Below are 25,009 nucleotides of genomic sequence, written 5' to 3'. Positions count from 1 at the left end.
CGGATGATAAACCTTTTGAGGCCAACCATTCGCGATCGAACAAACGCGACTGATACCGAGCCCCGCCGTCGCAGAGTACCGTCACAATCGTATGTCCCGGCCCCATTTGCTTCGCCAAAGCCACCGCCGCCCCCACATTAATCCCCACAGAACCGCCCATAAACAGCCCTTCTTTCCTCAGCAGTTGGTAAATCACCCGGACAGCTTCAGTATCATCAATTTGGATAGCATCATCTACCGGGGCATTCTCCATATTTCCAGTGACGCGGCTGGTGCCAATTCCCTCAGTAATCGAACTACCTTCAGTCTTAATTTCCCCTGTTTTGAAATAACTGTAAAGCCCGCTGCCCATCGGGTCTGCTAAGACAATTCTAACAGCAGGGTTTTTTTCTTTCAAAAACATTCCTACCCCAGCAAAAGTGCCACCGGTACCGGTAGCTGTTACCCAAGCATCAATTTTCCCGTCGGTTTGTTCCCAAATTTCCGGGCCGGTTGTCTCGAAATGAGCTCGGCGATTGGCTAAATTGTCAAACTGATTTGCCCAGACTGCATTCTCCATTTGGGCCGCCAATCTTCCCGAAAATTTAACATAATTATTTGGGTCTTTGTAAGGAACAGCGGGAACAGTCCGAACTTCAGCGCCCAAGGTTTTCAAAGCATCGATTTTTTCGGGAGATTGGTTATCGGGAATCACCAGCAAACACTTGTAACCTTTAGCGTTGCAAATGTGTGCTAAACCGATGCCCGTATTGCCGGCAGTGCCTTCAACAACGGTGCCGCCCGGTTTCAGCAAGCCTTTTTCTTCTGCGTCTTTGATGATGTATAAAGCGGCCCTATCTTTAACGGAACCGCCGGGATTGAGAAACTCTGCTTTGCCGAGAATTTCGCAGCCTGTTTCATCGCTGAAGCTGTTTAAGCGAATTAGCGGTGTGTTGCCGATTGTGCCTACAAAGCCGTTTTTGATATCCATATTTTTTGAGTCTTTGTATGTTATATAATTATGACAATAATTTGATATTGATTGCGAGCAGTGCTACCAAATTTTGCTCATATTTAGCACAAATCCGGGCAAAACAGGGTCGCCGCTGACTGTAGCCGGATTCTCCAAACATTCTTCTGGTAAACCGGGACGGTAGATGTAGACTCTGCGATTTTTGCGGTCTATTAGCCAACCCAGCCGCACTCCTGGTTCTTTCATATATTCTTGCATCTTTTCTTGCAAGGGCTTGAGATTGTCAGAAGCAGACCTGAGTTCTACTACAAAATCCGGGCAAATCGGGGCAAATTTTTGCTTTTGTTCCGGTGACAAAGCATTCCATCTTTCCAATTTTATCCAAGCAGCATCCGGCGACTTTTCTGCACCTGTTGATAAAGTAAATCCCGTACTCGAAGTAAACGCTAAACCAGTACCATCTTGTTCTGCCCAAACCCACAGCGGCCCAAATATATTACCTTCTCGGTTTCCCGTCTCCGAACCAGTAGGCGGCATAATTAGCAATTCTCCCGATTTGTTGCGTTCAATGCGCAATTCACTATTGATTTGACAGAACTCAAAAAACTGGTCGTCTGTCATTTGCAATTCTGGCGGTATTCGCAATACGATTGTTGATGACAGCATAATTGATTTCCTCGATCGCGGATTCCATACTAAGCTTACCAAATCTTGCTCATATTGAGTACGAATCCAGGCAAAACTGGATCGCCGCTGACTGTCGCCGGATTCTCCAAACATTCTTCTGGCACACCGGGACGGTAAATGTAAACTCGGCGATTTTTGCGGTCTATAAGCCAACCCAACCTCACTCCTGGTTCTCTCATATATTCTTGCATTTTTTCTTGCAGCGGCTTGAGATTGTCAGAAGCAGACCTTAATTCTATTACGAAATCCGGGCCAATCGGGGCAAACTTTTGCTTTTGTTCCGGTGACAAAGCATTCCACCGTTCCAGTTTAATCCACGAGGCATCTGGAGACTTGTCACCCATTGAAAGCTTAAATCCCGTACTGGAGTCAAAACAAATACCGGTTCCATCTTGCCCGGCCCAAATATACAACTCTCCAAAGACGCTACCGCTGCGATTTCCCGTCTCCGAACCAGTAGGGGGCATAATTAGCAATTCTCCCGATTTGTTGCGTTCAATGCGTAACTCACTATTGATTTGACAGAACTCGAAAAACTCGTCGTCTGTCATTTGCAATTTTGGCGGTATTCGCAATACGATTGTTGATGACAGCATTTTGCCTTTCCTGAAATCTAAATTATCAGACAATATTGCATCATTTCTCGGTTTGTAGTGAGGACTTCAGTCCTCATAAAAAAGAGGAAAAAACTAAAGTCCTTACTACAAACCAGTCGGTAAATTTAACCTATTTATTCGGCTGAGGAGTCATCCGCAAATAAGGCTTAACCGGCGTGTAACCTTTAGGAAATTTCTCTGCCAACTCTGCGGGGTCGGTAATTGAAGGTACGATGACGCAATCGTCGCCGTCTTTCCAATCAACTGGAGTCGCAACGCTGTATTTATCCGTAAGTTGCAAGGAATCAATTACCCGCAAAATTTCGCCAAAATTCCGACCGGTGCTCGCCGGATAAGTAATGCTCAAACGCAGTTTCTTTTCCGGGTCAATTACAAAAACTGTGCGGATTGTTAAGTTGTTCAGCGAGTTGGGATGGATCATGTCGTAAATGTCGGAGACTTTGCGATCGCCATCTGCTAAAATCGGATAATTGAGGGTGACATTTTGAGTTTCCTCGATATCTTTAATCCAGCCCATGTGAGAATCCACATCATCGACGCTGAGGGCTATGGTTTTGACGCCCCGCTTGTCAAATTCAGACTTGAGACGGGCCACTGCACCGAGTTCGGTGGTGCACACTGGAGTATAGTCTTTCGGGTGGGAAAACAACACGACCCAGCTATCGCCAGCCCAGTCGTAGAAATTGATTTCCCCTTCAGACGAGGCTTGGGTAAAGTTGGGAACTGTATCGCCTAATCGCAAAGCCATATCTGCTTTCCTCTAATTTTATGTGATCGCGGTTCTCTATCATCTCACGATCGCCCGGTTTCTCGATCGAGCTGTAAATGATTTTAAACTTTTTGGTCGATCGCCCGCCAATTCCATTACTGTAATGTATGTGCGGCCTGTTCCTACCGCTAAATTTTCTTGCTATGCTTTACTTTTTGTTGAAGGCAATACAGCCTGTGTTAGTCCCGCTGTGTTTTGTCTGCGCCTGGGGTTTAGTTTTTTTGCTGTGTTCGAGTATCGCGGGTACAGTCACCGACTCGATGCGCCGAGCTCAGCGGATGCACCAAATCCCTTGTGCTAAGTGCGTATTTTTCACCGGCGATTACCACCTCAAGTGTCCCGTTCAGCCTACCATAGCTTTATCTGAAGATGCGATCGACTGTCCTGATTATCGATCGCATTCCGGCACTTACGGTTAAAAAAATCGACCGCCGCTTTACACATTTCTTAACATCTCTTGCTCTTTCAATTAAACTTAAGTTGTGGTAAAGAGATTTTCAGGAGTGCCGAAAGAATGCTAATTCAAAAGCTAAATAGCTGCGACGAGTTTATTGCTGGCGACGGTACTCAACTGCGAGAATTGCTGCATCCAGACAAACAAGCTGTCGAGTTGCGTTACAGTTTAGCCCGCGCCACCTGGCCGCCGGGACAAACTTCGGCGCTCGCTGCACTCCCTGACAACTTCTGAAGTTTATTACATCATCAGCGGCCTTGGGGAAATGCACATCGACGGCGAAAATCAATTCGTGGAAGCCCCAGATGCAGTTTACATTCCGCCAAACGCCAAGCAGTTTATTTACAACTGCGGCACGGAGCAGCTAATATTTATTTGTATCGTCGATCCCGCGTGGCGAAAGGAAGACGAGACAATTTTTCAGTAGCACAGAGAGAGGGCGGGTTTTGAATAAATATTGTCTGTTACGTGTAAGTTTTTATCGCTTAACCCGCCCCTACAATTAATGTGTCGAAAAATCTGTTTTAACAACAACTTTAACAACAACAGCACCCAGCCATATGTACCGAGTGATTTCCTCTTTTTTCAACTTCGATGCGGAGTTGCAATAAATCCTCAGATTCACTTGCATTGCTCCCCTCTAATTAGTTGGGGAAGTATCAGCTTTGTTGGTGGGTGCTGCTATTGGTTTTTAAGGGGACAGATGTGAGATTAAACAGCGTTTTTACTCCTTAGATTCTATTTTGAACTTCGCTGCGGTATCTGGATGTGGTATCTGTCAGAGAAGCTTTTTGTTTGCTTCATATTATTAATTTACCACCTTCTTCTGGAAGCGCAAGTGCCTGCAACTAAACTTTACAAAGGTCGGAAGTTAGGCCACGGATTCCGTAACGGATTTAACGGATGGATATTAAGGGAAGAGGGAAGACAATCCTCTATGGGTAGAGATATTGACGAGGAATTATGAAGTTAAATAAAGCATCGAGCTTTCTAGCTGCTCAGCTAAAATAGTAGAGTTCGGCTGTGGCTGCTGTTGGGAGAAACAGGCATAATATTCGTATGAAAACAACCAAACTCATCAAATTGTGCGCCTTATCGCTGAGCATTTTTCTGCTGTGTAGCAGTGTCGCGACAGCGGAACCGACGGCGAATCCTCAACCTCCGCAGACTTACACTAACCAAGAGATTCTGCAACAGTTGCTAAAGGCGAAAATTGTGTATCTGGGAGAAACCCACGATAGCGCGGCAGACCACCAAGCTCAACTGAAGATTGTCCGAGAAATGCAGCGGCAAAATGGGAAAATTGCGATCGCGATGGAGATGTTTCAGCGCCCTTTCCAAAGTGCGATCGACAACTACTTAGGTGGTAAGCTAACAGAAGAGCAATTAGTCGAGCAAACAGAGTACGATCGCAGGTGGCGTTTTCCCTGGGAATATTACGCGCCGATTTTGCGGTTGGCCGCATTAAATCAACTACCAGTCCTCGCCTTAAATACACCGTCCGAAGTGACAAGAAAAGTTGCCGCTCAAGGCTTAGAAAGCCTCACAGCAGAAGACAAAAAGCACATTCCGCCAATATCCGAAATTCGTACCGACAACGCCGAGTACCGGCAAATCCTGCTCGAAGTTTTCCAACAGCACCAAAAGGCAGCACAGGGAAATAGTACCGCCTTTGAAAGATTTTTGCAAGCTCAAGTTTTGTGGGATGAAACTATGGCAGAAAAAATCGCCCAATTTGTCAAAGCCAATCCCGACTATCAAGTTGTGGTGTTGGCGGGGAAAGGGCATATTATGTACGGTTACGGCATTCCCAGCCGCGTGGAGAGGCGTTTGGGAGTCGGGAAGGTAAAAGCGCGATCGATCTTATTCAGTTCGCGCACAGATACTCCTTTGTCCGCAAACAAACCAATTGCTGACTTTGTTTGGCAGCACTCGGAATAGTACAATTTTACTCGCAAGCAATTATCAGGAAAAGTCAATGACAAACAGACCAAAAATACTGGCATTTGCCGGAAGTACCCGCGAAGCATCCTACAACAAACTGCTGGTAAAAGTTGCGGCTGCTGGGGCTATGGCGGCGGGCGCAGAAGTTACTTATGTAGATTTGCGGGATTTGCCGATGCCGCTATTTGATGAAGATTTGGAAGCAAGAGAGGGAATGCCAGAAAATGCCCGGAAGTTGAAGGAATTGATGGTAGCCCATCACGGGTTTTTGATAGCTTCCCCCGAGTATAACAGTTCGGTTACGCCTGTGTTGAAAAATGCGATCGACTGGGTATCGCGCCCAGCTCCCGGCGAACCGGGATTGGTGGCATTTACTGACAAAGTAGCGGTAATTATGAGCGCTTCCCCTGGCGGATTGGGCGGTTTGCGGGGATTGGTGCATTTGCGATCGATCCTGGGTAATATTAACGTGTTCGTGCTCCCGGATCAGAAAGCCATTCCTCAAGCTTTTCAAGCATTTAATGCTGACGGTACGATGAAAGATTCCAAACAGCAGGAGTCTGTTGAGAATCTCGGTGCTAAGTTGTCGAATGTGCTCTCAAAATTAATCGCATAAGGCGATTAATTCATTTTTTATTAGGGACCAAACATTGTTCATTAGTGTCAACACTCGCCTGAAAACCCTTGTATCTCTCGTTTATAACCTCTTGCGAGATCCCCCTCGCATACCCCTGGTTGAAGGGGGACGACAGAGAATGCTCTTGTCCCCCCCTTCAACCAGGGGGGTTAGGGGGGATCAGGTCTTAATCGCTAGACAGAAGACTCGCACTACGTTTGAGGTTAAGTTGACACCAATGAACAATATTGTGTCCCAATCCTATTATTTTATGTGTAGATCAATTTAGAGTTGTTCTCTAGAATAAAAGCCTTGAAACGGCATTGTTAAAATGCCCAATATCCGAGTAATTTCATTAATAAAAAAGTCTCGCTTGTCAATGAAAATTGTGCTGTTACTCAATTTAAGAAACTTCCAATCAGTACCCGTAGTAACAGCCCCATAAATGCTTTCAATTTGCTCTCCGCTGCGCTGATTAAATAATTGGGCGGCTACCATTTCTGCAATACACTGGCCTAAACCGGATTTAATACTTTCATTCTTAGCCTCTGTGACAGTAATTACGGGGGCGCGAATTTCATAGGAATCCTTCGATGCAGTGAGAATATAATCGCAATACCCGTTTAAGCCCGCTTCTACATCTACATTGAATTCTGAACCAGAGAAAAAACCCACTTGAAAATTAAATTGCCGCCTGACTTCCAATAATATTGGAGCAATAATTAACTCAGCGCGAGCCTTTTCTGTATTAATTGCAGTAGCTAAAGACAGGTTTTCAGTTAAAGTAGTTTGCAAATAAGAACTTGGCTGTACCTCTGGGATATCACCAAACAAATCTAAAGGTTCTTCTACGGTTAAATTAAAAGATTCTCTAACTTTCGCTAAAGTTGTAAAGTCGCTGTATGCCACAGGTTAACCTCCTTGCTCGATTTTGGCGATCGCATTCTCAAATTGCTACAATTATAATTGATTGCCTGTTATACTCACCCCCAAATTAACATGACATTCACCGGAGATCCAAATTCAGCCCCTGTTTTACCGACAGCCGAAGAAGCAGCGGTTGCCTTTAGCAGCAGCCGCGCTTTAGAATCGCACTTAGAAAATCATCCATCTGGCGAATCCCTCAAATTGATATTAGATGAAAAAGAGGGCAAAACAATTGATATACCAGCCGCAGCATTACCCCTGCTGTTGGCGATTTTGCAACAGACAAGTAGCGGCAATACTGTCAGGCTGATTCCAATTACTGCGGAACTAGATATCTGGCAAGTTGAGGTCTTACTGAATGTGTCTCGCGAGTATGTGTGGAAGTTGCTAGATGCTGGCAAAATTCCTTACAAAATGGTAAGTACCTGTCGCCGGATACGTTATGAAGATGTAATGAAATATAAAAAGCAGAGTTACGAAAAAAGTATGAAAGGGATGGATGAGCTTGTAGCTGAATCAGAAGCACTAGGCTTGTACGATTGAAATATGGCTATTTTCACAGTTGTTTATGATGCTAATATTTTATATTCTGCACCGCTGCGGGACTTCTTCGTCCAGTTAGCTGCTAGCAAAATACTTGAGGCCCGCTGGACAGAAGAAATTCACAGCGAATGGATGAGAAATGTACTTCTCAACCGTTCGGATCTCAGGTCCGAACAGCTTGCCAGAACCAAAAACTTGATGAATGAAAATGTTGAAAATTGCTTGGTGCAAGGTTATGAACCAATTATACCAGAGTTGGAACTTCCCGATCCGGGCGATCGGCACGTTCTAGCAGCAGCAATTCATTCTCGCGCAAATTTTATCGTTACTTTCAATCTCAGGGATTTTCCTGCTGAGAATCTCAAACAATATAACATTGAACCGCTGCACCCAGATGAGTTTATCCTGCGCCTTCTCAACTTTAAGTTTGAAGGTGTATGCAAAGCCGTAGAAAAACAAAGAATCAGGCTCAAGAATCCGCCAAAAACGCCTGACGAGTATTTGGAAACGCTGGTAGAATTGGGACTGCCGCTGTCAGCAACTCGGATGCGAGAATTGTGCTATCCTGATTAGCCCGATCGCTTATTAAAAAATCCTTTTATAAAAAAAATAGCTATTTGAAAAAGTACCACAAATTGTACCAGTACCGCATCACCCGATCGACCTAAAAGAAAACCACCCGATCGCACATTGGCAGAAATAGACGAGAGCAAGCATAATTTAACCATCGGTCATCGGTCGGTTATACTTGTTACAAACCGCACGGCAGGCGCGGGAGACTCCTCCGTCACGCCTGCCATGCAGTTTTATTTAATAATTGTGCGATTTGTGCGATCGCTCAACTACGATAAAACAGGTTCGTAGTGAGGACTTTAGTCCGCAAGAAAGAAGGACTGAAGTCCTCACTACAAACCAATATGATTATGGTCGTTCGAGGCGACATTAATATCAGCCCATTTTCTTCTTCTTCCAAGCCTCAACAAACGGCAAAAACACCGACACCAACTCCTGCCGACTCATCACCAAAGTCGGAAAAGAAACCCTCCCGTAATTCTTTCCCACTTCCAGCGGAAAAATCGCCTGGGATTCCAGCGGCAGCCACACCGCACCCGCAGCCTTCACAATTACCCAACTCCCAGCAATATCCCAAATTTTCGGAGTCGCTTCTACTCCTCCCATAGCCACACCCGAAGCCACCATCAAAAAATTGTAACTAGCCATGCCCAACATCCGAATTTTACTCGGAAGATGAGGCCCAATGCCCACACTCCGGGAACACAAATTAAAAATATGATTTCCGCTCAATTTATCAGCACTCGGGCGAATCGGGCGACCGTTCAAAAACGCACCTTGAGGCATATTTGTCAATACAGGATCGTCCGCCAAATCCCCTGCATAAAAACCGTGGAAAGTTTGATTCAGCGGCGGCAAATGCACGCAGCCAAAAACCGGAGTTCCGCGATACAATAAACCTAAAGAAATCCCCCAAATCGGAATTCCGCGAGCAAAATTAGTCGTAGCATCGAGAGGATCGACAACCCAACACCATTCAGTATCGGGTAAAACGTGCTCTCCTTCCTCGCTCAAAATCCCGTGACTGGGGAAAGCAAGTGCGATCGCACTTCTAATCTCCGCATCCGCCCAATTGTCAGACTGCGTTACTAAACTGCCATCATCCTTCTCATCCGCTTGTGCAGAACCGAAATCTTTCAAAAACTGCTGCCCGACTGTCTTGACAGTAGTCTGAGAAAAAGTAAAAATAGAATCCCAGAAATCTTTCATTTAGTTAACAACTAACAACTCACAACTAATGACTAATGACTAATGACTAACCTTAGTCTAATTCATTTTCAAGGATAGTTGCGATCGCACTTTTAGCATTATCCTGAAATTCCGCAACATCCACCCTACTCAACAGCCAAACAGCGAAAATCATACCCGCCGCCGGCACAGCAAAAACCAACCCGTAAGCCAACATCGGCACCCCAAACAAACTCCTGCCAAAATCCAAAATAGCACCGCCGCTAACCGTAGCAAAACCCCGCGCCATCGCCTGCGACAAACCCCAAGCGCCAATAAAAGTCCCCGCAGTTTCCGCAGCCGTCAAATCCAACATCAAACTCAGCGCGCCCGTCGTCGTAATTCCCGAAGCTAACCCGAAGCACATCAAAGCCGACTTAAACACAATTGGATTACCAGTAAATCCAGATAAAATAATCAAACCAAAACAAGCAGCCACCGACAAACAACCCAATCTAATTGTATTTTGCTTGCCGATGCGCGGCACAATTAAAAAACCAGTTGCGCTCAAACCGATGAGAGTACCAGTACCGTAAATAGCATTCAACCGCGTACTTTCCGAAATCGGCATCTTGAAAATTTCCCCGCCGTAGGGTTCCAAAACCGCATCCTGCATAAACAAACAAATTGTCATCACCAGCAGGAAAGTAAAAAACAAACCGGTTTGGCGGCTAGCAGTCAAAATCCGCAGCGCGCTTCCCAGAGTAATCTTATCTTCTCGATTAACTGCGATCGATCGCGATTTGTAACGCGAATACTTTTTCTCAACCCCAAAAGTTGCAATCCCCACCAACAGCAAAACCACCGCCGGCACCTTCACAAACAAACCATTAATCGAAGCCTGCAAAACTTCCCGGGGCACCTCCCCATCAATCTGCTTCAGCAAACCGCTGCTGACAATCGCCCCGATAATAATACCAACCATCAGCATCGACCATACCACACCCACCAACTTCGATCGGTCTTCCTCATCCGAAACATCCACCAACAAAGCAGCAAAAGGAGTCGAACTCGAACAAATCGCGATACCGTAAAGCGCAAAAATCAAACCCAACAAACCCACCCAGCCGTAAGTTGGAGTCGTCCACCCCACAGCCTCCAAACTAGCCCCCAAGCGCCACATCACCTGCACCGCCAAAAAAGCCGAAATCACAAACAACAGCCCTCCCATCCACACGTAACCCGTGCGGTGATGGCCAAACAAAGGCTTAGCATCAGACATTTGCCCGAACCACACCCTCGCCGGCGCGACAAACTGGTGCATCGCCAGGGTACCCGCCACCACAGTAGCCGGAATCGCCAACTCCTTAATCATCACGCGATTGAGCACTCCCAGGGTCAAAATCGACATCATGCCCAGCCCCATCTGAAACAAGCCCAGGCGGAACATAGTCAGCAGGTTGACTCTTTTGATAGCAGCAGTCGCGGAATCTGTTAATGTAGAATCTGGCAAACGGTCGATCGGCATAACTATTCAAATAAACACAGCATGACTCATTTATAGTAACTGAGATATTGTCGCGGGCCGCCTTTCCTCCCCCGGCTAGAAGCTCGATCGCGATTATTCATATAAAAATAATAGACAATAAAGAATTGTGGATTTACCAACCGTGACAACCATTACCCTAGGACAAAATGGCCCAGCCGTCATTCCCCTGTGCGTCGGAACTTGGGCGTGGGGCGACAAACTATTTTGGAACTACGGCAGCAACTACGGCGCTGCCGAAGTAGAAGCAGCATTCAAAACATCCCTAGATGCCGGAGTCAACTTTTTCGACACAGCCGAAGTCTACGGTAACGGCTTGTCAGAAGAATTGCTGGGGCAGTTTATCAAAAAAACCAGCCAACCCGTGCAAATAGCCACCAAATTCGGCCCCGTACCTTGGCGGATTACAGGAAAATCAGTTTCCGAAGCCTTGAGTGCCAGCTTAAAACGCTTGCAAGTAGAACAAATAACCCTCTACCAAGTGCACTGGCCATTCAGTTTTTTACTCAGTCAAGAAACCTTGATGAACGCCTTAGCAGATGAAGTCAAACAAGGCAGAATCCAAGCAGTAGGAGTCAGCAACTATTCAGCAGAACAGATGCGCGAAGCCCACAAAATATTAGCAGCCCGAGGCATTCCCCTAGCAACAAATCAAGTCCGTTACTCATTGCTGTCGCGGCAAGTAGAAAAACAAGGAATTGTGAGTGCAGCCCGCGAATTGGGAGTAACAATTTTAGCATACAGCCCCTTAGCCCAAGGATTGCTCACCGGCAAATATACCGCCCAAGAAGAACCTACAGGAGCCCGCAAATTTGACTCCCGCTTCAGCAAAGCAGGCCTCGAAAAAATCGAATTAGTCATGTCTACCTTGCGGAAAATGGGCAGAAAGCGCGATCGTACCCCCGCCCAAGTTGCCCTAAACTGGTTGATAGCCCAAAACGGAGTCATCCCAATTCCCGGCGCGAAAAATGCAAAACAAGCCCAAGAAAACGCAGGCGCACTAGGCTGGACTTTAAGCCAAGATGAAGTCAACCAACTAGAACTAATGACTCGTCCTTGGCGAGAATAAAGTAGAAACCGGGTTTTTTTGGGAAATATTGTTCAAAGCCTTAAACCTTAAAAAAACCCGGTTTCTTAAAGTGTCGCGGTAGGGTGCGTCGCTACGGGATAGTCGTAAATATCCAGAATTATCGCTGCGACGCACCCTACTTTAAGTTGAATGCGCCACTGAATAATTGGACTAACAAACCCGGATTAGCTATAAATTCCTCCTACAATCTATCCGTTAAATCCGCTAAAAAATCCGTTGCCGAACTTTCCTCTTCCTATGAAACAACTATTAACTGACTGGGGTTTCACGCGCGAAGGCTGGCGCAACAACAGCCGCGGCGAATATTTAGTATTGCTTCAAGGAGCATTGCTGACAGGATTTGCAATCTTACCAGTTTATCAACTGCCGGGATTCAAAATACAATCAACTCAATTAATTTATCTTACCGGGTTTCTGGCAGGCATTCTCGGCTTAGGCGCATTAATTTTAATCGTCAAAGGATTGATAGACTTAGGAAAAAACCTCACACCCTTACCCTATCCCATAGAAAACGGACAATTAATTCAAACAGGAATTTACAGCCTAGTGCGGCATCCATTATACAGCGGCTTAATTTTAGCAGCTTTCGGCTGGACAATCTTTCAAATGAGCTTATCGCACTTAATAGCCACAGCAATTTTATTGATATTTTTTGACATCAAAGCCAATCGCGAAGAAACCTGGTTAACCCAAAAATATCCCGCCTATTCAGAATACCGCCAGCGAGTCAAAAAAATAATTCCAGGAATTTATTAAAAGTTTTAGATTCCGGTTTGAATCAAGCGTTCTATGATATACTCAAAGATCGCAGGCTGTAGCATTAAACTTGTTGATGTACTCTGATTGAGCGATCGCCCATTTTCGATGAGCGATCGCCCGGCCAGCGCCTCTAACGCTTCCATCAGTTCGCGTCCAGAAACTTTGGGCAAAATTTCAGCTTTTAACTTCTCAGGAGTTAGCCCTTCTTGATTAATGGCCAACCAGTACATGATTTGTTGTTGCAGGGGAGACAGGCGATCGAACTGGCGATCGAGCAAATCCCACAAATCGCTAAAAACAGTATTTCCTTGCGCTAAAAATGCCTGAATATCACCGCTAAAAATATTTTTAATCGTGGTGGCTGCAATTTTGATCGCCAGGGGATTACCGCCAAAGTAGTTGACAATATCTCTACTTTGTAGTAGTGTTGCCTTTAATCCTTTAGCCGCAAGGATTTGCTGGCATACAGGCGGTGAAAGGCCGGAGAGTTTGAGCGATCGCACCGGCAAATTTTCGCCCGATCGCACAGCAAACCCGCCCGGTTGTTCTCGTCCGGTTAAAATCAGACAACTTTGGTGGGATTCGTCAGCAATGCGCCCAAATAACAGTCCGTAATCTTCATAGCCTTGTTGATATTGTCCGCTGCGATTTCCCCCTTGCAAAATTGACTCCAGATTGTCAAAAATTAACAAACAGCGTTTTTGCCACAACTGTTCTATGAGAGCGTGAATAGAGTTATTTTTGGCGGATGAATTAGTTAAAATTGGTAAAATATTGCTGAGGATAACATCTAAGGTTGGTGCTTGCTGCAAACTGCGCCAAATCACAAATTCAAATTGAGATTGAATTTGCTGAGCGAGTTTGACAGACAGAGAAGTTTTGCCGATACCGCCAATTCCAAAAATACCGATCGAACGGGTAGAATTGCTGCTAATCCAAGTTTCTAAAGTTTCCAGTTCCTGTTGGCGGTTGTAAAAGTGGGAAATATCGATCGCTTCTCCCCAATCTTGGATGCAGTTATTTGGTGTGCTGCTGTGCTGGTAGCGGCGCAAGACAGCTTGAAGATTTTGTTTTGAGACTTTTTCACCAATAATTTTAGAGAGAGTTCGCCACAAATGCGAACCGACTTGTTTAATATAATCGTGTTCGTAAAGTAAGCGATCGGCTATCTCTTGATAAGAATGTCCTTCCCAAGTTTCCAGAAAGACGAGGGATTGAATGTCATTGAGTTTTTGCTTTTTGTTTGCGGATTGTAACAGATGGTCGATTAGGGCGATCGCCTCTTGTGCTGTCATAAATTGTCATTTTGATTTGTTCAGTATATTTACCGAATATTCTGAGTGGGGGTTCTTTTTCAGGATAGAAAACAAATTTACTGAATTAACCGCAAGGTAGTCCATTTTATATTCGGCGGTTGAAACCGCGTCTATACGAACGAAGTCCGCCTTCGCGGACTAAGAAATAAAAGGGGTATTGAACTCGGATTTGGGATGAGGTCAAATCTCAAATCGATCGAGTGAATTTACGTAAGTTTACAAAAGCTTGTCACTTTTTCTCACCGGCAGGGCGATCGGAGGGGTTTATTCTTTGAGTTAAGGCAGAGAACAAGAGGAAAACTATAGGAGATGAACTATGAGTTGGTTGAAAATGACCTCTGAGTCCTTATATCTGATGAAAGGAGGGACTAATCAATATTTGGATAAAGTCGATTTAGCAGTACAGGGAGACCCAGCCAATCAGGAATTCAACCTGGATGTTCCGACTCAGTGGTTAGAAGGAAGTGATATTCCTAAAGTAGTTGTGATTGATGTTGGTTCGACCGAAAAGCCCAGTAAGGCTACAAGTATTTTTGATGCAGATGATATCATTTCAAAGGTAGTAAAACGTTCAAATTGGAACGCATCTGCACCATCAAGTCGGTTTGAACTCGTCGATCGACCAAAATTTATTGTCATTCATCATACGGAGACTCCTCCATCTTCAGGTGGTATTGACCAGGCCAAAACCGTTGTTAAGGATATTCAAAGCTTCCACATGGCTCCTGAACCAAAAGGCAGGGGTTGGAGCGACATTGGGTACAGCTTTTTGAATACAGTTGGCGGAATTCTAGTTGAAGGCAGATTTGGATCGTTAGAAGAAGCCATTAAGGGGAATGCCGTCAGAGGAGCTCATGCAGGTACAGATGCTGGCAATCGCGCCCCAGGTGTTGCTAGCGAGGGCAACTTTTCCACTAAAGCGATGGATTCCGATCAGTGGAATAGTTTGGTAAATATCTGCGCTGCTTTGTGTCAGTCCTGCAACATAGAACCCTCCCAAATTAAAGGGCATCGAGACTTTGTGCCTACAGATTGCCCCGGACAGTGGCTTTACGATCGATTGGATCGACTAAGAATGGAAGTTGCACAAAAGTTGGCAAGTTGAGAACGATTAAAGTATTGATTGCAAAGGAGAAACCTAATGGTTTGGCTGAAATTAACCTCTAAGGCATTGTACTTAATAGATGGAAATGAATATCTGGATAAGGCAGATCTCACGTTGATCCGTGCCACCCCAGAACAGTACAAATTGGATCTTCCTCTAGCATGGTTACAAGGAGAAGATGCGCCAGGAAAACTAATCGTTTCCCTGCAATCTCCAAGGGAGCCCAATCAGAAGATCTTTCCTCCCCCGCCTGCACCAACCCGTCGCCAAATCCGCATTACAAAGACTGGTATGATGCGATCGAATGGACTTGCAGTTCTGGAAGTAGCGTTAATGGAAGGGAGTAGGAAAGTTGATTCAGTTTCTGCCGTTTCGGGTGCTCCCGATCGTCAGGCGTTTCGATTAGCCTCTAAGAGTGAAGCAGGCAGCCGCGAACCTCTACCTGAGGGAATTTGGGATCTGGGTATGCCCAAACCCGATCCCATGACAAAAACAAGACCTAGTATCTCAAAGTTAGTTGAATTTGCCAGTGGCACAGCAGGGAATTTTACAAAAGATTGGCCGGAAGATGGAGATGGGTTGGGGCCTGTCTGGCTTGAGATGACCTGTCGCTTCCAAACAGCCAGATCTGCTATTGGTTTTCACGTAGACAACAACTCTGCCTCTGCTCCGGGTACGGTTGGTTGCGTTGGTATTATCAATGACTTGGATTTAAAGAGTTTGAGAAAATTTGTGAGTTGGTTTGATAATTCAACCCTTGCCCCGTATGTCGCAATTGTCGATTGGGGTTTAGGTTCAGTTTAGTGAGTTTCCATGTGAAATAGCGGCATAACAACCGCGCTGCACCGGAACCTACCAGTGAAGGTTGCAAGTACGCGCGAGCGAAGCTATCCCGAAGGGAACGCTCTTTCAAGAGGAAGCGACAATTTACCAACTTACAAAGCGTTACAAAAGCCTGTCACTTTTTCTCACCGGCAGGGCGATCGGGGTAGTTTATTCTTTGAATTAAGACAGAAAACAAGTGCGATCGCCCTTTCCTCTCCCTCGACAATTTACCAACTTACAAAGCGTTACAAAAAGTTGTCACTTTTTCTCACCGGCAGGGCGATCGGGGTACTTTATTCTTTGAGTTAAGGCAGAGAACAAGTAGTTCAGGCTATTCAAAACTGATGATTTCAGCCGTACAAAAGCTTGTCACTTTTTCTCACCGACAGCGCTATTTGTGCTGGGTTATCAATTGAATGGATAGTGAGATGGAGCAGTTAAGTGGTAGAACTCAACATGTACTTGACTAATAACTTCCAACTTTGGGAGTTCGTTAAGTCTTCAACAGCTGATCGTTGGGGAATTGACAACACCCCTAACGCAAAAGAAATTGAAAACCTCCGAGCGCTGTGCGAGAAGATTCTTCAACCTGCTCGTGACGCACTAGGGCCGATAAAAATTACATCTGGATTTCGCTCAAAAGAACTTAACGAAAAAGTTGGTGGAGCTGAGAACAGCGATCACCGGCTTGGTTTTGCAGCCGATGTTATTCCAGTCAGTAGCAGTACGCGGAAATTAGCGGATTGGGTTGTCAAGAATTGCCCGGAATTTGATCGAGTCATCCTCGAATTTGGCACAATTGACGATCCTAACTGGATACACATCAGTGTAGCCCCACATAACCGTAAGCAAGTTCTGAGAGCGACCCGTGAAAATGGGAAATTAGTCTACAAATCTATCAAATAATCAGACCGATATGTGCGGTTAAACACAGAGTTATATCTAGTAGCAAAAAGGAATAAAACAGCGTGGCGAGTTACGAAGAATTAAAGCCAGCATACCAATCTCTTTTTCAGATCTGTGTTGTTCGTCCAGAACGAGTGGATGATGCGAATCAAATAGTTGATCGCATTCTCAAAAACGAAAGCAGATATCGAATTGTACAAGCTAGAACGAGTGTGCCTTGGTCTGTTATTGCTCTGATTCACAGTCTCGAATCAAGCCTCGATTTTTCCACACACCTGCATAACGGAGATCCTCTATCTGCTAAGACGAAGAATGTACCCAAGGGACGACCGCCCGGTAATCCGCCGTTTACTTGGGAGGAGTCAGCAGAAGATGCTCTAAAGTTTGATGGGCTTGCTACCTGGCAGGAATGGTCAATTTCAGGTGTTTTGTATCGCCTAGAACTGTTCAACGGCACGGGTTATCGCAAGCGGGGCATTCGCAGTCCATATTTATGGTCATTCTCCAACCATTACTCAAAGGGCAAGTTTGTGAGGGATGGAGAATTCGATCCTGATGCCGTTTCTAAACAATGCGGTGCGGCTGTCTTACTGAAGACCATGTTGGAACGCGGAATTGACATAGATTTAGACAACTTAACCCCAGAACCGAGTGAAAAAATGGCTCCCATGTATCCTGGACGGATTATCAAAATTGGTGACGATGATGTAGAAGTTGTCAGACCTATACAACTACGCTTGAATGAACTTGGCTGCGGCCCACTTCAAGGAACAGGTTTTTTTGCTCAGAAAACGGAAGCAGCGGTGAAATTATTTCAGGCTCGATTTACTGACTCGAAAGGACAACCCCTAGTAATAGATGGAGAAGTTGGCCCGCTTACCTGGGAGGCATTATTCGGGGATGGAAGTGTGCCACTGCCACCTCCAGCCTCCTCTACATTGCTGACCAAAGTTATGGAAATTGCCGCTTCTCAAGTTGGTGTGAGGGAAAAACCACTTGGTTCTAATGATGGACCCGAAGTGAGAGATTATCTGCGCTCAGTTGGGCTTGGTCCGGGTCCCGACTCTGCTTGGTGCGTTGCGTTCCAATTTTGGTGCTTTCAGAAGGCTGCGGCTGCTTTAGGGCGGAATAACCCAATGGTGAAGACTGCTAGCGTTCTCGACCATTGGACGCGGGCTGGTCAACGCAATATTCCACGCATCACAACGCAGCAAGCTCAAAATAATCCGTCACTTGTGAAGCCAGGAATGATCTTCACAATCGACACTGGCGAACCTGGTGGATTTGGTCATGCTGGATTTGTTGAAAAGGTTGTTGGTGGAAGATTGGTCACGATTGAAGGCAATACTAACACCGGTGGTTCCCGTGAGGGTATTGGTGTCTTCCGCAGAGATACCCGCAAGATTGCAGATATCAACAAAGGGTTTATCGACTACAGCAGCTTCTAATAAATCAGGTAAGCTGTTCAAGTTTTAGTACCATTGGCTTACCAAGACAGTCAGAGAGAGGTGGGCAATCCCCATCTCTCTTCTTCAAGCTGAGATGAGGGGGAAAGATGCGACCATTGCTTTCCTTAAGCTTCACTCCAAAGTCACCCTACCGTGCCGATAATTCGCCACTAATGTAAACTGCTTAAGCCACAATGTACCAGATCACTCCTTCACTCCCTCACCAAATAACGGGAAATGAAGGTTGCAGGTGCGATCGCCCTTTCTTCTACCTCGACAATTCACCAACTTACAAACCTTTACAAAAGGCTGTCACTTTTTCTCAGCGGCAGGGCGATATGAAGGCTTGGGATTTGAAGCCTTTCAAAACGATCGGGTGTTGGTTATAATGCAGACAGGTAACAATCGATCGACACAACAATTCTGAGAATAGACTTATGAGCCCTCAAGTCGAATTTAAAGTTGCTGCCCCACCGTTTCGTTGGGACGAAGCAGGAGGTATCCGTATAGGTTTGAGCCGAGTAACTCTAGATAGCATACTTGCCTCATACCACAATGGCTCCACTCCTGAAGAAATTGCTATTCAGTTTTCAGTTCTACGTTTGGAAGATATATACAGTACCATTGCTTATTATTTAAATCATCGTCAGGAAATTGACAGTTATTTGGAGCAACGCAGCCAACAAGCTCAGCAACTGAGACAACAACTTACTCAAAAACACAACTTAGTCGATTTGAGGCAGCGCTTGCTTGCTCGTTATCACTCAAAAGAGGAGTCAATGCCAAGTGCGCCTGCTAACTGACGAGAATTTTAATGGAGCCATATTGCGTGGTCTGATGAGACGTTTGCCTAAATTGGATATAGTTCGCGTCCAAGATATAGGGCTGATGCACACTGACGATCCAGATATTTTAGAATGGGCTGCCAATGAGGGACGCATCTTACTTACCCATGATGTAGCCACCATTACGATGTATGCTTACGGGCGCGTCAATCAAGGACTACCTATGCTTGGAGTTGTTGAGGTTATTGCAACAGCGCCAATTGGTAAGATTATTGATGATTTAGAACTATTTATTTGTTGTAGTGAGCCTGAAGAATATGAAGGTCGTGTTCTTTTCATTCCTTTCTCTTGATGCGATCTCTTAGCTCGACAATTTACCAAGTTACAAACCTTTACAAAAGCTTATCACTTTTTTCACCGACAGGGCGATCGGGGTAGTTTATTCTTTGAAATAAGACAGAAAACAAGTGCGCTCGCTCTTTCCTCTCGATCGACAATTTACCAATTTACAAGCCTTTACAAAAGCCTGTCACTTTCTCTCACCGGCGCAGATTTATAGCCCAGCGAATACTGCGGCACAAAGGTTCCGATTTTGCTTATAATAGAAAGGCACAGAAAACTTTTATTAGATTTAAAAGAGGAAGGATGCCAACACTAATCTTGAGCAACGAGCAAGTTGTCGAACTCGTCAAACAGTTGTCACTTGAACAACAAGTAGAGGTGTTCAGATTCTTACTTCTTCAGCAGTGGAGTCAATGGGAATCATTATCTCGTTATGGTGTCGATCGAGTTAGACTAATTGCCCAAGAGCGAGGCTGCAACTGGGATCTGATGTCTGAAGAAGAACGCGAATCTTTGATCGATGACATAGTGCATGAAAAGTAATGCAGTACATAGTAGTTTTTGATACTAATATTCTGCTGTCTGCATTGCTATCTCTAAATGGCAATCCATTCCGATGCCTTGCACTGGCAAAGATTGGGCAGATTGAGTCTGTTGCCTGCCAAGAAATATTGGATGAATTTGCAGAAAAACTGCAGCTAAAATTTAAATTTTCTGAAGAGATGACCAAAGCTGCTGTTGAAGAGGTTCGTGAGTTCTCCCGGATTGTTGAGATTTCTGCAACCCTCAAGGCAGTTCCAGCAGATTCAGATGATGACATGGTTGTAGAATGTGCAGTGAATGGAAATGCTACTCATATTGTCACGGGTGATAAGCACCTTCTAACGTTGACGGCTTACAGGAGTATCAAAATTGTCAAGGCGACAGAGTTTATCGCGTTATTATCGCAAGCTTAGATGTTGTAGATTTTGCTGAAACGATAGATTGCGATCGACTGTAATGAACACATGAAACTCCGCTTCTGCAAGGGTAAGAAGTTCACCATCCCTCACCCAATAACGGGAAATAAAGGTTGCAGGCGCGATCGCTCTTTCCCCTGATTAATACTAATGACTGATGACTACTGACTAATGACTGCTTTCGGAGTCAACTGTCAACTGTCAACTGTCAACTATCAACTATCAACTGACTTTCATTCATGCCGCGTACCATCAGGCATCACCGCACCCTTTAAATTCGCCCCGGTCAAATTTGTCTCCAACAGCAAAGCATTCCTCAAATTAGCACCCTTCAAATTAGCACCCTCCAGATTAGCCATCCACAGATTCGCCCCCTCCAAATTCGCCCCCTCCAACTCAGCATTAACCAGAAAAACACCTTTCATAAAAGCACCTGTTAAATTAGAATTTTTCAAATTACTCCCTCCCAAATAAGCATCTTCTAAAAACGCATTTTCTAAATTGCTTTTCTCCAAATTCGCCCCAGCTAAATTGCTGCTTATCAGGTAAACACCAGTCAAATTTGCCTGTTTCAAGTTAGCATTTACCAAATTGGCACTCCACAAATTGGCATCTTTGAGGTTGGCTTTTTCTAAATTTACCCCTTCGAGAAAAACAGCGCCCAAATTAGCCCCAGAAAGATTGCACCCCCGGCATTCTCTGGTAACAAGCAACTGTCGGACTTGATGCTTGACTGACGAACTGTTGGCTGCGAAAATGATTAAACCTGTAGTTGCTAAGCCGAGCGCCCAAAAAGCCGCCATCCCGATCGCACTTACAATCTTTTTTTGTTTCATGCCTCGAAAATCCGGTCTTTGTATAAAAATATACGCATAACTTCTAGTGTTTACAATTAATATTTTGCTGCTTTCCCCGTTCCATGATGAAAAAACAGTTAAAAATTAAATTGCTAGCGATCGCCATTATACTCAGCTTAGCAATAATCGCTGTCGGGTGCGATCGCCTTCTCAAAAAACCCTTTCAACTCCCCGCATCAGCCAAACAAGAACCCTGGCCAGTGCAAACAGGTCTCCGAATCAACATCCTCCGCTCCAACATACCAACAGTCAACCGCACAGTTCTAGTACCCGACGAAGCCACATTCTTAGCAGCAATCCAAAAGTGGAATCTCAAAGGACACTGGCCAATTCTCATCGAAGATCAAAAATATGCGCCGATGTTTTTGCAGCGCTTCGGGCCCGCTGAAATCCTCCGTTTACCCAGCATCAAACAGGAGATCCCAAAAAATCAAAAACTCCAACAATTAATGCTGAAGGCAACAGCAGCAGCCTGGAATGCCACGGATGCTGAAACCTTAAAAGCAAAATGGAGGGAACTCGGCTGGGAACCGCCTGGAGCAGTCATCACATCAGAAAATGACCCCGCACGCACAGCAGCAGTTGCCTTAGCAGCGGCCCGCGGCGAACCTTTAGTATTTCTCGAAGGCAACTTCGGAAAACCCAACGATAACCTGAATACCGCACAGTGGAAAAATCTGCAAACAGCAGTTACAAAAGCTGTTGAATCAACCGGATATTTTTACTCGCAACTCGGAGACGCGATCGACACTATAACTATTGTACGCCAACTAGCTGTAAAATATCAATCCCCTCAAAACAAAGACGAACAATTAGCTGTTACCGACGGTTTGGGACGGCACCCGAACGGCGAACGCTGGGCCGCCACTGGCTGGATTTACGGCTCCCAAGTGCGATCGATCTATCAAGCCATGTGCGCCATATTTCTCGACAGCGAAACAGCCATGCTTTATGATAGTTACCCAAAAGAAGGAAATTGGGGAAAATACGAAATGGAGTCAGCAGCTAGCGGACTAAAAACCATAGGCATTAATGTAGAATTAGTGCAGCAACCAGAATCTAGCCTCCAACAGTGGCGGAGTTTAGCATCAAAACCGTGGACATTTGACTTAATATTGATGAATTCCAAAGGCTATCCAAAATCATTCCAAGTCGGTAACGGCGACGCCTCGGTTGAGGATATACCAAAACTCCAATTTCCCGCTGCCGTCCACCTGATCCACAGTTGGTCTGCAGCAGCGCCAGATGACGCAAGTACCGTTGCTGGAAGGTGGTTGCAAAACGGTGCTTACGCATATATTGGCAGCGTCAACGAACCTTTGTTGTCTGCATTTATTCCAGCTAAAATAATGGTCGATCGCCTGAAGCGGGGAGCACCCTTTTTAATCGCAGCGCGCCAGCTAGAATCTCCTCCTTGGAAAGTCGCCACCATCGGCGATCCGCTAATGTCGATCGCCAAATCCCGACCCAGAATCCCGTCCGCGCAACAACCGATGAATCAATTTTAGATTTTAGATTTTAGATTTTAGATTGATGGTTTTAGAAGTGTAACTGAGAATACAATGACCTAAAATCTGCTGGCTCTCAGAATCGGTCTTTTCAGCCCAGTCGCCAGCCCAAAAAATCTACCATCAAATACGCCTTGATTAATACCAGTTTAAAAAAAGAATCTAACTCGCTAGCAAGCTGCCAACCCTTAGTTCATCAGTCATTCCTAATTCTTCAATCTAAAATCTAAAATCTAAAATCTAAAATCGTATAACTTGTCAATTCCCCTAAAATCACTCAAAATGAAAATAAGAAATAAAATGTAATATTTATCTAACTTCTCACAGAAGAATTAACCGCTAAATGAAAGCCACCCATCCTGTGGATCTGCTGCCGCCCCGGCAAACCGCAGAAACTCCCCATGCCTCCCGCCTCAGCCCGCTGTTCAACCGCCTGCACCCGAGCCCAGAAACCCTCCTGCTCATCCTCTCCCTAGTCATAGGGGGAGTTACGGGCGCAGGCGTCGTCACCTTTCACTACCTGATCCACTTGATCCACAGCGTGATGCTGGAAGACTTCATGGGGGCGATCGCTCGATCGGGCTCTTGGACACTAGCGTGCATTCCCACCCTCGGCGGAGTCATCATCGGGCTGATGCGCTGGCGGTTTCGGGACTTTGGCCCGAATATGTCATCCTTAATTGCAGCCACCCGCGGGCTGCAAGAACTCTCCCCGCTCAAACCCGTCACGAAAATGGTGGCCGCCTCTGTATCCCTCGGCACCGGTGCCTCCCTCGGCCCGGAAGCCCCCAGCGTCGAAATCGGCGCCAATTTCGGAATGCTGCTAGCTCAAATCTTGCAGCTATCCCCAGAACGGCAGCGCTTGCTCCTCGGCGCGGGAGCAGCAGCAGGTTTATCCGCCGGGTTTAACTCTCCCATTGCCGGAGTGTTCTTTGCCTTAGAAGTCGTGCTCGGCAGCACCTTCGCCACTTCGTCAGTCAGCGTTGTCTTGCTATCCGCCGTAGTTTCGGCGCTGATCGCTCAAATTTGTTTGGGAGCTCAGCCGGCCTTTGCTTTGCCTGTCTACGATGTCCGCAGCCCGCTAGAACTGCCACTGTACATGGGATTGGGACTTTTGGCGAGCGGAGTTTCCCTGGCTTATACAGAAGCAATTCAATTGGCCGATCGCTGTTTTCAAGGAAAAGTCCGAGGATTTGCTTGGCTCGGACGACTGCCCCGGCCGCTTCATCCCGTCATCGGCGGTGCGATCGTCGGTTTAGTCGCCCTGCAATTCCCTCAAGTTTTGGGTGTGGGCTACGAAACAGTCCAAGCCATGCTCCAAGATGTGAAATTTTCCTTGTCTTTGCTGCTGTTGCTGCTATTCGTCAAACTGGCCGTGACAGCAATCAGCCTCGGCAGCGGTTTAGTCGGCGGGATATTCGCTCCGGCGATGTTTTTGGGAGCTTCCCTGGGTTCGGCTTACGGCATCTTTTTGGAACTGCTGCCGGCATTGAGCGATCGAGTCGCAGGCCCTCCCGCCTATGCCATGGTGGGTATGGCCGCCGTCCTCGCCGGCAGCGCCAGAGCACCGCTGACAGCCATTTTGTTGATGTTTGAATTAACCCGCGATTACCGGATTGTCTTGCCTTTGATGGCCGCAGTCGGATTGAGCGTTTGGCTGGTGGAGTTTGTCAACCGCCGATCGGCAGCCCACAGCCTCAACCTCCAGCAAATGGGCGTAGATGTTGCTGTCAATACACCGATCCAAGCCCGAGAACAGTTGCAGGATTGGGAAGATGTTCTCGGAGAGCGCATTGTCACAGAACTGATTTCTTGCGAACTTCCCACCGAAGACGAAGAGATTATCGAGGAGCCAGCGTTAGTAATGGCTAATGCACATTTGCTACCAGATGTCAAGCCTTTGTCGGAAACAAAATAAGCGGTTGAAGTGCGATCGACTCAAGGTTGATTGCTGACCAAACTAATAACCAAAAACTTAAATATTGCAACCATGATATTTATCAACCCAAAAACAGATTACGCCTTCAAAAAAATCTTCGGTTCCTCAGAAAGCAAAGAGATTCTGATCAGCTTTCTCAACGCCCTGGTTTATGAAGGAAATCCCACCATTGAAGATTTAGAAATCATCAACCCGAATCTGCCCCCAAAAGTTGAAGGATTGAAAGATACTTATCTTGATGTCAAAGCCAAACTAATCGATGGCACTTTAGTAATCATTGAAATGCAAGTGCTCAACGTGCAGTCTTTTGGTAAGCGGGTTTTGTACAATGCAGCAAAAACTTACGCCTCTCAATTACGAGCAGGAGAAGGCTAT

General features: G+C 45.8%; 32 protein-coding genes. 23 read left to right on the top strand and 9 right to left on the bottom strand.

The genetic code is table 11. The features are described from left to right. From QUB63_RS03590 to QUB63_RS03575, 4 genes are all read right to left on the bottom strand, one after another. A partial coding sequence (locus QUB63_RS03590; protein ID WP_332943429.1) for a cysteine synthase A occupies positions 1–970 on the bottom strand: 970 nt, incomplete at its 3' end. A 63-nt stretch (positions 971–1,033) separates the two neighbouring features. Continuing rightward, positions 1,034–1,618 (bottom strand): Uma2 family endonuclease, encoded by a 585-nt coding sequence (locus QUB63_RS03585; RefSeq protein WP_332943428.1) that lies wholly within the window; start codon positions 1,616–1,618, stop codon positions 1,034–1,036. Positions 1,619–1,653: 35 nt separating this feature from the next. Then, positions 1,654–2,235: a Uma2 family endonuclease gene (locus tag QUB63_RS03580; RefSeq protein WP_332943427.1), complete on the bottom strand. Its 582-nt coding sequence runs from the start codon at positions 2,233–2,235 to the stop codon at positions 1,654–1,656. Between the two features lie 130 nt (positions 2,236–2,365). Then, on the bottom strand, positions 2,366–3,004 hold the full coding sequence (locus tag QUB63_RS03575) for a peroxiredoxin (RefSeq protein ID WP_332943426.1): 639 nt from the start codon (positions 3,002–3,004) through the stop codon (positions 2,366–2,368). Positions 3,005–3,168: 164 nt separating this feature from the next. On the opposite strand from QUB63_RS03575, the gene QUB63_RS03570 reads away from it, so the two are divergent. From QUB63_RS03570 to QUB63_RS03550, 5 genes are all read left to right on the top strand, one after another. Beyond that, complete coding sequence (locus QUB63_RS03570; RefSeq protein WP_332943425.1) at positions 3,169–3,444, top strand: hypothetical protein; 276 nt, start codon at positions 3,169–3,171, stop codon at positions 3,442–3,444. A 95-nt stretch (positions 3,445–3,539) separates the two neighbouring features. Continuing rightward, the gene (locus tag QUB63_RS03565; RefSeq protein WP_332943424.1) at positions 3,540–3,713 is read left to right on the top strand and encodes a hypothetical protein; all 174 of its coding nucleotides are present in this window, start codon (positions 3,540–3,542) and stop codon (positions 3,711–3,713) included. Beyond that, positions 3,691–3,906: a cupin domain-containing protein gene (locus QUB63_RS03560; RefSeq protein ID WP_332943735.1), complete on the top strand. Its 216-nt coding sequence runs from the start codon at positions 3,691–3,693 to the stop codon at positions 3,904–3,906. Before QUB63_RS03565 ends, QUB63_RS03560 begins: the two co-directional genes overlap by 23 nt. A gap of 632 nt (positions 3,907–4,538) precedes the next feature. After that, on the top strand, positions 4,539–5,420 hold the full coding sequence (locus QUB63_RS03555) for a ChaN family lipoprotein (protein ID WP_332943423.1): 882 nt from the start codon (positions 4,539–4,541) through the stop codon (positions 5,418–5,420). A 37-nt stretch (positions 5,421–5,457) separates the two neighbouring features. After that, positions 5,458–6,039: an NADPH-dependent FMN reductase gene (locus QUB63_RS03550; RefSeq protein WP_332943422.1), complete on the top strand. Its 582-nt coding sequence runs from the start codon at positions 5,458–5,460 to the stop codon at positions 6,037–6,039. Positions 6,040–6,324: 285 nt separating this feature from the next. Here QUB63_RS03550 and QUB63_RS03545 read toward each other — a convergent pair whose 3' ends face one another. After that, complete coding sequence (locus QUB63_RS03545; RefSeq protein WP_332943421.1) at positions 6,325–6,948, bottom strand: hypothetical protein; 624 nt, start codon at positions 6,946–6,948, stop codon at positions 6,325–6,327. A gap of 90 nt (positions 6,949–7,038) precedes the next feature. Between QUB63_RS03545 and QUB63_RS03540 the strand changes: the two genes are divergently transcribed. The 3 genes from QUB63_RS03540 to QUB63_RS03530 all read left to right on the top strand — a co-directional run bounded on the left by QUB63_RS03540 (position 7,039) and on the right by QUB63_RS03530 (position 8,373). Beyond that, positions 7,039–7,509, top strand: a complete 471-nt coding sequence (locus QUB63_RS03540; protein WP_332943420.1) for an excisionase family DNA-binding protein — start codon at positions 7,039–7,041, stop codon at positions 7,507–7,509. Positions 7,510–7,512: 3 nt separating this feature from the next. Further along, entirely contained in the window at positions 7,513–8,082 is a 570-nt protein-coding gene (locus QUB63_RS03535) for a PIN domain-containing protein (RefSeq protein ID WP_332943419.1), read from the top strand. A gap of 117 nt (positions 8,083–8,199) precedes the next feature. Next, positions 8,200–8,373 carry a hypothetical protein gene (locus QUB63_RS03530; protein WP_332943418.1) on the top strand — a complete coding sequence of 58 codons (174 nt, stop codon included), beginning with the start codon at positions 8,200–8,202 and terminating at the stop codon, positions 8,371–8,373. 84 nt (positions 8,374–8,457) lie between these two features. Here QUB63_RS03530 and QUB63_RS03525 read toward each other — a convergent pair whose 3' ends face one another. Together QUB63_RS03525 and QUB63_RS03520 are read right to left on the bottom strand one after the other, a co-directional pair. Beyond that, positions 8,458–9,291 (bottom strand): inositol monophosphatase family protein, encoded by an 834-nt coding sequence (locus QUB63_RS03525; RefSeq protein WP_332943417.1) that lies wholly within the window; start codon positions 9,289–9,291, stop codon positions 8,458–8,460. Positions 9,292–9,343: 52 nt separating this feature from the next. Next, positions 9,344–10,777 carry a BCD family MFS transporter gene (locus tag QUB63_RS03520; RefSeq protein ID WP_332943416.1) on the bottom strand — a complete coding sequence of 478 codons (1,434 nt, stop codon included), beginning with the start codon at positions 10,775–10,777 and terminating at the stop codon, positions 9,344–9,346. Positions 10,778–10,919: 142 nt separating this feature from the next. Here QUB63_RS03520 and QUB63_RS03515 point away from each other — a divergent pair, with 142 nt between their 5' ends. Both QUB63_RS03515 and QUB63_RS03510 read left to right on the top strand, forming a co-directional pair. Then, the gene (locus QUB63_RS03515) at positions 10,920–11,864 is read left to right on the top strand and encodes an aldo/keto reductase (protein WP_332943734.1); all 945 of its coding nucleotides are present in this window, start codon (positions 10,920–10,922) and stop codon (positions 11,862–11,864) included. Between the two features lie 258 nt (positions 11,865–12,122). Then, a complete protein-coding gene (locus tag QUB63_RS03510) occupies positions 12,123–12,641 on the top strand; it encodes a methyltransferase family protein (RefSeq protein ID WP_332943415.1) in 519 nt (172 codons plus the stop codon). A gap of 5 nt (positions 12,642–12,646) precedes the next feature. Here QUB63_RS03510 and QUB63_RS03505 read toward each other — a convergent pair whose 3' ends face one another. After that, positions 12,647–13,939, bottom strand: coding sequence for an NB-ARC domain-containing protein (locus tag QUB63_RS03505; RefSeq protein ID WP_332943414.1), 1,293 nt, complete (start codon positions 13,937–13,939; stop codon positions 12,647–12,649). Between the two features lie 337 nt (positions 13,940–14,276). On the opposite strand from QUB63_RS03505, the gene QUB63_RS03500 reads away from it, so the two are divergent. The 10 genes from QUB63_RS03500 to QUB63_RS03455 all read left to right on the top strand — a co-directional run bounded on the left by QUB63_RS03500 (position 14,277) and on the right by QUB63_RS03455 (position 20,327). Beyond that, the gene (locus QUB63_RS03500) at positions 14,277–15,065 is read left to right on the top strand and encodes a peptidoglycan recognition protein family protein (RefSeq protein WP_332943413.1); all 789 of its coding nucleotides are present in this window, start codon (positions 14,277–14,279) and stop codon (positions 15,063–15,065) included. Between the two features lie 36 nt (positions 15,066–15,101). Continuing rightward, positions 15,102–15,869 (top strand): hypothetical protein, encoded by a 768-nt coding sequence (locus QUB63_RS03495; protein WP_332943412.1) that lies wholly within the window; start codon positions 15,102–15,104, stop codon positions 15,867–15,869. 54 nt (positions 15,870–15,923) lie between these two features. Next, complete coding sequence (locus tag QUB63_RS03490; RefSeq protein WP_332943411.1) at positions 15,924–16,199, top strand: hypothetical protein; 276 nt, start codon at positions 15,924–15,926, stop codon at positions 16,197–16,199. Between the two features lie 132 nt (positions 16,200–16,331). Continuing rightward, entirely contained in the window at positions 16,332–16,796 is a 465-nt protein-coding gene (locus QUB63_RS03485) for a D-Ala-D-Ala carboxypeptidase family metallohydrolase (protein ID WP_332943410.1), read from the top strand. Between the two features lie 62 nt (positions 16,797–16,858). Beyond that, on the top strand, positions 16,859–18,244 hold the full coding sequence (locus tag QUB63_RS03480; protein ID WP_332943409.1) for a CHAP domain-containing protein: 1,386 nt from the start codon (positions 16,859–16,861) through the stop codon (positions 18,242–18,244). Between the two features lie 194 nt (positions 18,245–18,438). Then, a complete protein-coding gene (locus tag QUB63_RS03475; RefSeq protein WP_332943408.1) occupies positions 18,439–18,633 on the top strand; it encodes a hypothetical protein in 195 nt (64 codons plus the stop codon). Between the two features lie 48 nt (positions 18,634–18,681). Beyond that, positions 18,682–19,047, top strand: coding sequence for a DUF433 domain-containing protein (locus QUB63_RS03470; RefSeq protein WP_332943407.1), 366 nt, complete (start codon positions 18,682–18,684; stop codon positions 19,045–19,047). A gap of 34 nt (positions 19,048–19,081) precedes the next feature. Continuing rightward, positions 19,082–19,381, top strand: coding sequence for a DUF5615 family PIN-like protein (locus tag QUB63_RS03465; protein ID WP_332943406.1), 300 nt, complete (start codon positions 19,082–19,084; stop codon positions 19,379–19,381). 293 nt (positions 19,382–19,674) lie between these two features. Beyond that, on the top strand, positions 19,675–19,914 hold the full coding sequence (locus QUB63_RS03460; protein ID WP_332943405.1) for a hypothetical protein: 240 nt from the start codon (positions 19,675–19,677) through the stop codon (positions 19,912–19,914). Next, the gene (locus QUB63_RS03455; protein ID WP_332943404.1) at positions 19,914–20,327 is read left to right on the top strand and encodes a putative toxin-antitoxin system toxin component, PIN family; all 414 of its coding nucleotides are present in this window, start codon (positions 19,914–19,916) and stop codon (positions 20,325–20,327) included. The genes QUB63_RS03460 and QUB63_RS03455 overlap by 1 nt, the downstream gene beginning before the upstream one ends. Positions 20,328–20,563: 236 nt before the next feature. Here QUB63_RS03455 and QUB63_RS03450 read toward each other — a convergent pair whose 3' ends face one another. Further along, positions 20,564–21,166 carry a pentapeptide repeat-containing protein gene (locus QUB63_RS03450; RefSeq protein ID WP_332943403.1) on the bottom strand — a complete coding sequence of 201 codons (603 nt, stop codon included), beginning with the start codon at positions 21,164–21,166 and terminating at the stop codon, positions 20,564–20,566. An 83-nt stretch (positions 21,167–21,249) separates the two neighbouring features. On the opposite strand from QUB63_RS03450, the gene QUB63_RS03445 reads away from it, so the two are divergent. The 3 genes from QUB63_RS03445 to QUB63_RS03435 form a co-directional block, all read left to right on the top strand. Further along, entirely contained in the window at positions 21,250–22,695 is a 1,446-nt protein-coding gene (locus QUB63_RS03445) for a hypothetical protein (protein ID WP_332943402.1), read from the top strand. Between the two features lie 343 nt (positions 22,696–23,038). Beyond that, on the top strand, positions 23,039–24,613 hold the full coding sequence (locus QUB63_RS03440; protein WP_332943401.1) for a chloride channel protein: 1,575 nt from the start codon (positions 23,039–23,041) through the stop codon (positions 24,611–24,613). A gap of 72 nt (positions 24,614–24,685) precedes the next feature. Next, a partial coding sequence (locus tag QUB63_RS03435) for an Rpn family recombination-promoting nuclease/putative transposase (protein WP_332943400.1) occupies positions 24,686–25,009 on the top strand: 324 nt, incomplete at its 3' end.

It is taken from the genome of Microcoleus sp. ARI1-B5, assembly GCF_036705795.1.
Classification (GTDB): Bacteria; Cyanobacteriota; Cyanobacteriia; order Cyanobacteriales; family Microcoleaceae; genus Microcoleus.
This window is presented reverse-complemented; position numbering and strand designations above follow the sequence as displayed.